The organism is Pseudomonadota bacterium, assembly GCA_026388255.1.
In the GTDB taxonomy this organism is placed as follows: Bacteria; Desulfobacterota; Syntrophorhabdia; order Syntrophorhabdales; family Syntrophorhabdaceae; genus JAPLKB01.
In genome coordinates, this window is the sequence record JAPLKC010000115.1 from 1 (window position 1) to 2,297 (window position 2,297).

4 protein-coding genes are annotated in these 2,297 nt (G+C 40.6%); all 4 read right to left on the reverse strand.

What is annotated here, in order from left to right:
- Positions 1–132: 132 nt before the first annotated feature.
- Positions 133–537 (reverse strand): KOW motif-containing protein, encoded by a 405-nt coding sequence (locus NT178_16550; protein MCX5814132.1) that lies wholly within the window; start codon positions 535–537, stop codon positions 133–135.
- A gap of 230 nt (positions 538–767) precedes the next feature.
- A complete protein-coding gene (locus NT178_16555) occupies positions 768–1,169 on the reverse strand; it encodes a type II toxin-antitoxin system VapC family toxin (GenBank protein MCX5814133.1) in 402 nt (133 codons plus the stop codon).
- The gene (locus tag NT178_16560; GenBank protein MCX5814134.1) at positions 1,166–1,411 is read right to left on the reverse strand and encodes a ribbon-helix-helix domain-containing protein; all 246 of its coding nucleotides are present in this window, start codon (positions 1,409–1,411) and stop codon (positions 1,166–1,168) included. Before NT178_16560 ends, NT178_16555 begins: the two co-directional genes overlap by 4 nt.
- Before the next feature lie 127 nt (positions 1,412–1,538).
- A partial coding sequence (locus tag NT178_16565; GenBank protein MCX5814135.1) for a hypothetical protein occupies positions 1,539–2,297 on the reverse strand: 759 nt, incomplete at its 5' end.

The window sequence follows — 2,297 nt, forward strand, 5'->3', positions numbered from 1 at the left end:
CTGTGGTTACCCCTGAGTATTACTAAGTGAAAGTCGCTGCAAAAACCCATCTGCACAAATCTTGACTTCAATAATGGCAGATCTGACAAAACAAGCAAAGGTGTTGATATGGTGCATACGATAATTATGCTGCTATTTTTCTCTATCTTCCACCTCATCGAGACTAACATTTTCTTTTGCAATCCTTCCAAGTATGTTAAATTCAACCGCACAGGTTCGATTCTTAACTCCCTTTACAATAGCTTCTAGTCCTTTGTACGTCCCCGATTTTATTTTTACTACTTTTCCCGGCTCCGGTATAAAAGGAGTGAACATATCGGTCAAATCACCGGCATTTTTCAGTATACTAAAATAATTACTGTTATCACAATCCTTTATAATTAACCTTAGTTGCAGTTCGGGCGGCAGCACCAGCAAGGGATTGTGCCACACAAGGAGATATTCTGGAAATTTTGTTTCGTCGAATCTTTTATCATGAGTTTTAAGCAATTCCTTAACTCTTTTGATAAGCCTTCTATTGCCATAGATTACATACATAGTTCTCCCTTGCAGCCATATATATGTATTACGCATACAAAAAAGGCGGGGTAATCACCCAAGCCGATGGGATAAGGTGTTGGTAGCAACTGGATGAACCTGTAGTTGGAGACCATTTTTCTGCGAAAATATTTTTTAGCATAAAAAAAGACCCTTAAACCATTGCCGGTTAAGGGTCTTTCACTGATTGGATTTTGTGCAAAAGAACATCGAGAATTCTTTTGATTTTGCTACATTGTCTCGAATCCTGCTTTTACAAAGTCAGAATCAAACGCAAAGGCTTTCTTGATGCTCGATGCTTTCATAACCTCAAAAGATGTGCAGTCGGTAAAACTGAAGCGTTGGTCGCTGTATTTTTTGAATAATTTTAAGGCGCCCATGAACAGCTTTTCTTTTACCCAGATTACTTCTGTGCTCTGGCTTTGCATAATTGCGTTCGCTGCAATGAGCGCTACATCACTATTTGCCCTTATCTTGAGAAGCGTCAACATCTCATCGAGGATGTAGTCCGTTGTGCAAAGGATTGCTTTTTCCTGCTTTAATTGTTGCCATATTTTAAGGGCGCTTTCATGATTCGTATCTTTCTTATCGAAGTAAGCAACCCAAGCAGAGGTATCAATAAAGACCCTCATTTTTGGTCTCCATAAAGATATTTGTCGTGATTCTCAGAAAGATCAGTTCCACATTCAACAAACCCTGCCAGTTCATCAAGAGTATCTTTTCCTGAAGAATTCACCTTTATCTCTTCCAGATATTTATTTACTGCCTCCCGGACAAGTTGAGCCATTGAAACATCTCTTCTTTGAGATTCTCTTTCTATCTCGGTTAACAGATCATCGGGGAAATAAAATTGTATTCTTTTTGTCATGCTCATAATCAATTATCCTCCTTGATATCAGTATATCATGATACTGATATATTGTCAAATTAAAAAACAAGGCATCAACACCTTATCACACCGGCTTGGTAATTATCCCCCGCCTTGTAAACAGTCATCCTGATTAACCGCATTTATTGAAACCGCACGCGAGACACTTCAGACATCCTTCTTCGTAGACGGTTCCATACTGTCCGCATACTTTGCAGTAACCGAGGCTTTTAGAATTGTAGTCGCCGTTGAGAATTTCTTCAAACGGAAATTCTTCCTCAGCAAGACCTATTTCCCGGAAGTAATCCTTCATCACTTCGCCGAATTCAGCAATCAACGACGGAACGTACTTTCTCCGGGAAGCAGAGAAGAATCCTGAATGAGAATATATCTCTCTTAACTCATCAGCGAGAAAGGTGGGATCATCCACGTTCCTGAATACCGCACTGACGAGCCTCCCCAATGCTTTCGTCCATTCCTCAACTGATGGATCTTTAGTGTTGATGAATAATTCATAGGGCGTTATTGAACCGTTGTTATGATGTGTAAATGTCAGGTAAAACGCATGTTTGTTTTCTGGTGCCTTCACCTTGAACGTTTTGCCTTCAAGCTGATATGGCCGGTCTGCTTTACCATCATGCACCTTCTGTTTGTCTTCTTTCTTCTTGAGAATCTCAACATCAAGAGATCCTTCTCTGTATACCGTGCTGCCTTTCAGGCCAATCTTCCACGCCTCAGTGTAAATGCCCATCATTTCTTCGATGGTCACATTCTGCGACAGATTGATTGTTTTGGAGATAGCGGAGTCTATATACTTCTGGCACTCAGCCATAACCGCTATGTGTTCTCTCCACGAAAGATCGTGTGCCGTGACAAAGAAATCGGGAACTTC